The organism is Halodesulfovibrio spirochaetisodalis, assembly GCF_001672295.1.
Classification (GTDB): Bacteria; Desulfobacterota; Desulfovibrionia; order Desulfovibrionales; family Desulfovibrionaceae; genus Halodesulfovibrio; species Halodesulfovibrio spirochaetisodalis.
The window spans coordinates 25612-32002 of sequence record NZ_JXMS01000037.1 but is presented as its reverse complement, the minus strand read 5'-3'; the positions used below and the strand labels follow the sequence as shown (position 1 = coordinate 32002).

Here is a 6391-nt window from a genome sequence, read left to right as displayed (position 1 = left end):
GACGATACAACGCAGTCATCATCGGCACATCGCTTTCTGAGAACTTCTCAACAGATGAGATGAGAAGAAAACTCGGCGTCGACACCATGAACCTCTCCATCAGTGGAGCTGAGTTCAATGAAATGCTGACTGTCCTCAACTACACGCTTTCAAGAAACCCTCAGGTTAAAACTGTCTTCTGGGGACTCCTGCCCCGCCACGTTTTTGCGTCAGAACACCATGCGGAACTGCCTGACACGTTCCCTGCATTTTTATACAACGACAGTGATCTGGACGACCTTAAAGCGTACTTCAGCAAACGATTTCTGCTTACCCCGCAAACAAAAGACGAAAACGACATCTGGAGCTGGTATAGCTATTACAAATCAAACGGTTTTTTTAGCCGCAAATGCTACTTCGATTCCGCCTGTCTGCTGATGGATGAAAAGATACCGCCTGTAGACTACACAGTGGACAACATTCCAAAACTCGAAGAAGTTCTTACAGCCCATCCAGATAGAACGTTTTATGTCTTCACACCGCCACGCTCAGGATTGTTCCTGAACCGACATGCAGATGAGTACCACAGGGCGCTGCTGGCATTATCAACACTGCTGGCGTACCCAAACCTGCGTTTATTCGACTTCACCCAGATGCGTTCTGTAACCATGGATATCTCACGCTACAAAGATGTGGGGCATTATGACGCAGCCGCGAACTCTGCCATGGTCACTGCCTTTGCAGAAAACCGATACAGAATAGTACCCGAAAACATTGATGACGCACTGGCACAAGTCCTCACCTACCAGCGGACAACACTGGCTGATCTTGGAATCACAGATCAGGACATTGCCATATTTTGCGCTGCATCCGCACAGGCGGAAAACAAAGGACACAGTAAGCAATCCAAACAGTAAGCAACGCCAATTCAAACTGCAGACAACAGAAAAGCCCCCATGCCAATCATGGGGGCTTCCCGAATTACGGTCGTTTATCAGTCAAGCTTAGGAGAAGTTCCCTCAGATTGAGAGAAACAAGCCGAGCCGTTTCTGACAAATATAGAATGGATATTCTAGTTTGTTCCCACGTACATGTTGCCGTATGGACGATGGGAGAACGGCGTAATTTTTTTAAACTCGCCCTTCATCACTTCTTCCGCATCCTTACCGAATGCTTCAGCCCAGTCTTCGACATGGGAACGGATGAAAGCGGCATCTTCTTCAGTAATAGCTTCAAGCTGTAAGCCAGGCCCGAGCTGGTATTCAGGAACATCACCACGAATGTAAATAATACCCGCGTGCATTCCAGTACCAAGGCTTCTACCTGTGATCGGTGCCTTCTCATCCATGGTAGAATCCATACCGAGGAGGATAATAGCTCCACCCGCCATGTATTCGCCAAGGAAGTCACCAGCTTTTCCGCCAGCAACGATTACAGGCTGCTTTTCCATGTATGACTTCATGTGAATACCTACGCGGTACCCGACATCCTGTCTCACAAGGATACGCCCGCCACGCATTGCGTAGCCGAGGACATCGCCAGCCATACCATTAATCTGGATTTCACCGTCATCCATGGTATTACCGACACCGTCCTGCGCATTGCCTTCAACACGGACAGTTGCACCGCGCATGAACATGGCAAGATCCTGTCCCGGAACACCGTGAATAGTGAAGTGAACAGGCCCTTCAATTGAGTTGCCGATGTAACGCTGACCGCGAACATTATCCAACTCAATCTCAGTTGCACCGTTACGCACGGCTTCACGAATTTGCTCGTTCAATTGGCGGTAGTATACGCCTGAAGCATCAAGAGTACATTTTTTAGCCATGCCTAGTCCTCCAATTTCACGATAACCGGCTCACCGGCTTTTGGTGCCCAGACTCTGTCGAGTTCACGACAAACTTCACGGATGGAGCTTTCTTCACTGGACATAAATACCATATCGTCCTTTTCACCGATAACAAGCGGACGGAGCTTAACGCGGTCATTAAGTCCCATCATGCCATTGCTGTCGGTAACGAGGATAGCAAACGGACCGTTGAGCATTGCAGGCCCGTAGACCATACGCAGTGCTTCATACGCTTCACGTTCTTCTTTAGGCATGCGCTCAATCTCATCCCAGAACGGCGGTGCAAAGACTTTACATGCCATTTCGTGGGAAAGACCGTGCTTACGGATAAGAAGGTCAAGCAGGTATGCTACAACCTCTGTATCCGTCATCATGTTACATTCGTAATCATGCTGACACAGGTAGCGTCTGTTAATACCGTACGAAGAGATTTCTCCGTTATGAACAATCGCCCAGTCCAGCAGAGTAAACGGGTGAGCACCGCCCCACCAGCCCGGTGTGTTGGTCGGGAAACGGTTGTGACCGGTCCACATGTAGCCGCTGTATTCATCAAGTCTGAAGAAGTCAGCGATGTCTTCCGGAAAACCTACACCTTTGAATGCTCCCATGTTTTTACCACTGGAGAATACAAAAGCACCCGGCACTCTGTTGTTGATATGCATGACGATGTTTACAACGTAGTCATCTTCACCAACGTCCTGCCACTTAGGGCGGTCAGCCTTAGGAGAAAGGAAGAAGCGCCACATGAGCGGGGATTCTGTAATAGCCAGTACCTTACGTGTAGGAATAGGCTCAGAAATCTTGATATCAAAGTACTGTTTGATAATCTCTTCAGCACGGTCAAGACCTGCCTGATCATCGCACATCAGGTGGAAGGCGTATAAGTCTGCATGTTCAGGATAGATACCGTATGCAGCAAAACCACCACCAAGGCCGTTACCGCGATCGTGCATGGTGCACATTGCGTCAATCGGCATAGTACCCGGAATCAGCTTTCTTTTTTTATCAATTACCCCAAAGACACCACACCCAGAGATGTCTTTATCAAAATGCCAAAAATCATTAGGAGCTTTCATACTCTATCTCCAAAGCCCTCTACTCAGCAGCAGGGGTCCACTTTGTATCAAATTCTTCTTCCGGCCAGAGCAACGCAGACGGTTTGCCTGCAATAAGCTCTTCTTTCACGTCCGGTGTAATATCCAGACCGAATCGAATGAAGCCGGTGTATAACCCTGCAAAATCGACCTCTCCCACAAGCACATATCCGATCAGCTTTTCGTCACGGAAAACCAGCTTACGGTATACTCCGTTTTCTTCGTCAGTGAATGTGAAGACTTCACAGTTTTCATCTTCAGACGGGTTCACGTGACCAAGAGAAGCTGTCGGCAGCCCGTAGAAAGAAATTGCGTTCATCGGCAAACCGCCAGGGTGCGGAGAAGCTTCCTCGCTCGCCATGTTAAGGCCGGCGTGGTAGCCCTGACTGAATGCGTTAGGCCAGATAGGGGTAACCCTTCCTTCCTTGGCAATCATGTCCGGTGCTTCTGCAACGTCTCCTGCGGCATATACGCCCTCTACGCTTGTGGACATATTGTCATCAACTTTGATGCCTCTGTTCACAGCGATTCCAGCGTCTTTTGCCAGATCAAGGCTCGGCACAACACCAATGGCAACTACAACGGCTTCACAAGCCAGTTTCTGACCATTGGCAAGACGTACACCGATTACTTCGCCCTGCTCTGTACGCAGAATTTCTTCCACAGTAGTACCACAACAGATGGTGATACCCTTGTCTTCGAGCTGCTGTGCTACAAGATTTCCAGCTACATCGTCGAATGCTGCGGAAAGCACACGGCTTCCAAGCTCAACAATTGCAGTGGAAAGACCGTTGTAGCGCAGTGCTTCTGCGGCCTTAAGGCCAATGAGACCACCACCGACAACAACAACTCTGTGAATCCTTTTGGAAAGATCCAGCAGCATGTGTGCGTGGTTAAGCGTGGTAAAGTTAAATACCCCGCTCCCGTCAATGCCTTTAATAGGAGGCATGAACGGTACACCACCTGTAGCAAGCAGAAGCTCTTTGTACTCAATAACTTCGCCGGCTTCAGTGGTAATGGTCTTTGCTGCTGTATCAACAGCAGCTACACGGGTGTCGAGCTTAACCTCAACATTATTTTTTTCGTAGAATTCATCTGGTCGCAGACTTACTCTGTCGAGCCCGATTTTTCCTGCAAGAAAATAGGAAATGAGCGGACGTCCATATGTAGGAGTATCTTCTTCACTGACTACAAGGATCGGAGTGGTTGTATCAACCTTACGAATACCTTCAATAGCTCCGACAGACGCTACACCGTTTCCAATAATAACATACGACATGGACGAGCTCCTGCTATCAGCGAGATTCGTAGACCAATGCGTTGTTAGGACAAGCCTGCACACATGCCGGCATTTCGCGTCCTTCGCATAGATCACATTTAATAATCTTGCCCTTGGTTACATTGCGGCGAACCGCGCCGTAAGGGCACGCCATCAGACATGACCAGCAACCGACACACTGTTCTTCATTATAACATGTGCGGCCTGTCTCCTGATCTTTGTACAACGCACCTGAGATACAGGCGGAAACACAAGAAGGATTGTCACAATGACGACAGCTGAGCGCTACAGAGAGCTGCCCTTTGTCATATACAGCCTTGCAAGGCTGTAAGCCTGTTGCCACTTCTTCTTTAGCGGCGATGACAACATCATTACTTGCGGAATGTGCAGTCAGACAGGCAACTTCACAGATATGACAGCCAATACAGACATCTTTATTCGGATAAACTCTACGCATATCTACCGTCCTGCGTGTTTAACGCCGAGAATATCCAGTTCTGTCTCGTTAAGACCAAGACCACGCAGCTTATCGCGGTTACCACGCAAGCTTTCAATGGAGTTGAGTCCCATACCGCCGAGCATTTCCTGAATTTCGTGTCCCCATGCGCGGACAAGGTTGGCAAGGCGTTTGGCAGCAACTTCTGGATTCTGACGCTTTTTAAGACGTGCTTCGTTGGTAGCAATACCCCAAGGACATTTACCTGTGTAGCAACGTCCACAAAGAGTACAGCCCACAGAAACCAAGGCAGCAGTACCGATGTAAATAGCATCCGCACCAAGGGCGATAGCTTTAATCGCATCAGCAGAACAACGGATACCACCTGCAACAACCAGTGATGCGTGGTTACGGATACCTTCATCACGCAGACGGTTGTCAACAGCAGCAAGAGCAAGTTCCATCGGAATACCCACGTTATCACGGATCATGGTCGGAGCAGCACCTGTGCCGCCTCGGAAACCATCAATAACAACAATATCTGCACCTGCGCGTACAATACCGGAAGCAATCGCCGGAGCATTATGTACAGCAGCAATCTTTACAGATACCGGAACCTTATATTCTGTGGATTCCTTAATTGCGTAGATAAGCTGAAGTAAATCTTCAATCGAGTAAATATCGTGGTGAGGCGCAGGAGAAATCGCATCTGAGCCGACCGGACACATACGGGTTTTAGAAACCTCTTCGTCGATCTTCTCACCCGGCAGGTGGCCACCGATCCCCGGCTTAGCACCCTGACCGATTTTAATTTCCACTGCACTACCAGCATTCAGGTAATCTTTATGAACACCAAATCGACCGGAAGCTACCTGTACAATGGTATTGTTGCCGTACTTGTACAGATCAGGGTGCAAGCCACCCTCACCGGTGTTGTACGCAATACCAAGTTCAGTTGCAGCCATTGCCATTGCCTTATGGAGGTTCAAGTTAATTGAACCGAAGGACATGGCGGAGAACATAAGCGGGTAATTGAGCTTAAGCTGCGGTCCGATTTTAGTAGTGAGTTTCGGCCCGTCAGATGTTTCCTCAAAACTTACTTTGTCCGGCTTAGAGCCGAGGTAGGTAGTAAGCTCCATTGGCTCGCGAAGCGGGTCAATGGACGGGTTGGTAACCTGACTGGCATCAAGCTGAAGGTTGTCCCAGTAGATAGGCTTGTCGGCAGGAGACCCCATGCCGGAAAGCAAAATACCACCAGTGTCACCCTGTTTATACACGTGCTTCATGTATGTAGGAGTCCAAAGAGCGTTGTCCCTGAAATCAGCCGGATTTTTCTTAATGGTAAGACAACCGGTTGGACAGAACGCCTCACAGCGGTGACAGCCGACACATTTAGTATGGTCGTGGCTTACGCACTGGCGTGCATCATCCCAGTAATGGGCTTCATACGAACACTGACGCACACAAACTTCGCAATTGATACAGCGATCGTTTTCACGATCAATAACAAAGTCGCTAAAATTCTGGCTTATAGGCTTAAAAAGCAAAACAATCTCTCCTCGTGACACAAAGCGCCCGCGCGCGTCATTCGCATATTTTTTCTGAGCTTAATCTTCAAAGGAGGTCAGTCACCACTAGTGGGGTAACTGCCGTGGATTATATTTAGCGAGAAACTGTCAAATTTGTCAAGATTGTAATTTTTGGTTTTATAATTTTTTATTTTTCATGACATATCTCCTTTTTTTACAGGT

General features: G+C 48.4%; 6 protein-coding genes. 1 reads left to right on the top strand and 5 read right to left on the bottom strand.

Annotated features, from left to right (window positions below):
* A partial coding sequence (locus SP90_RS16730; RefSeq protein WP_197498815.1) for a hypothetical protein occupies positions 1-896 on the top strand: 896 nt, incomplete at its 5' end.
* Between the two features lie 155 nt (positions 897-1051).
* Here SP90_RS16730 and SP90_RS15670 read toward each other — a convergent pair.
* From SP90_RS15670 to SP90_RS15650, 5 genes are read right to left on the bottom strand one after another with little or no spacing between them, the layout of a single operon-like run.
* Positions 1052-1810, bottom strand: coding sequence for a GltB/FmdC/FwdC-like GXGXG domain-containing protein (locus SP90_RS15670; protein ID WP_066858566.1), 759 nt, complete (start codon positions 1808-1810; stop codon positions 1052-1054).
* Between the two features lie 2 nt (positions 1811-1812).
* A complete protein-coding gene (locus SP90_RS15665; RefSeq protein ID WP_066858563.1) occupies positions 1813-2907 on the bottom strand; it encodes a class II glutamine amidotransferase in 1095 nt (364 codons plus the stop codon).
* 19 nt (positions 2908-2926) lie between these two features.
* Positions 2927-4204, bottom strand: a complete 1278-nt coding sequence (locus SP90_RS15660; RefSeq protein ID WP_066858560.1) for an NAD(P)/FAD-dependent oxidoreductase — start codon at positions 4202-4204, stop codon at positions 2927-2929.
* Positions 4205-4220: 16 nt separating this feature from the next.
* Positions 4221-4661, bottom strand: a complete 441-nt coding sequence (locus SP90_RS15655; RefSeq protein ID WP_066858557.1) for a 4Fe-4S dicluster domain-containing protein — start codon at positions 4659-4661, stop codon at positions 4221-4223.
* Positions 4662-4663: 2 nt separating this feature from the next.
* Complete coding sequence (locus SP90_RS15650) at positions 4664-6187, bottom strand: glutamate synthase-related protein (RefSeq protein WP_066858554.1); 1524 nt, start codon at positions 6185-6187, stop codon at positions 4664-4666.
* Positions 6188-6391: the final 204 nt, after the last annotated feature.